Annotated in this window: 1 protein-coding gene; it reads left to right on the top strand. The window is 65.2% G+C overall.

Translation table 11 applies throughout. The annotated features are described in order from the left end of the window. On the top strand, positions 1-578 hold a 578-nt coding region (locus ADK65_RS36555), incomplete at both ends, for an ABC transporter ATP-binding protein (RefSeq protein WP_159038876.1).

Genomic DNA, 578 nt, shown 5'->3' with positions numbered 1-578 from the left:
CGGGTGGGGGAGACGCTGGAGATCGCGGGCCTGTCCCGGTTCGGTGGTCGTAAGCCGCGTGAGCTGTCCGGTGGCCAGCAGCAGCGTGTGGCGTTGTGCCGGGCTCTGGTCTACCGCCCGCCGGTCATCCTCATGGACGAGCCCTTGGGCGCCCTGGACAAGAAGCTGCGTGATCAGCTTCAGGTGGAGATCAAGTCCATTCAGCAGGAACTCGGCCTGACGGTCATCTATGTGACGCATGATCAGGAAGAGGCGCTGGTGATGTCGGACCGTATCGCGGTGATGCGTAACGGTCTGATCGAGCAGTTCGACACTCCCAGGGAGTTGTTCGAGCGGCCCAAGACACCGTTCGTGGCGGACTTCCTGGGCGCGGCGAACTTCCTGCCCGGCCGTATCGAGCAGCACACCGAGGCCCACACCCTGGTCCGTCTGGATGCCAGCGGCACTCTCTTGAAGGCGCGTCGCCATGACCTGCCCTCCGGCAGTCAGGTGAAGGTCGCTGTGCAGCCGGGCCGGCTGCGTGCCTGTGCCGCCGATGACGGGTTCTGTACCGGCACCGTCGAGACCGCCACCTATGT

It is taken from the genome of Streptomyces sp. NRRL B-1140 (assembly GCF_001280065.1).
In the GTDB taxonomy this organism is placed as follows: domain Bacteria; phylum Actinomycetota; class Actinomycetes; order Streptomycetales; family Streptomycetaceae; genus Streptomyces.
Note: the sequence above shows the minus strand (reverse complement) of the source record. Positions and strands in the feature narration are given on the sequence as shown.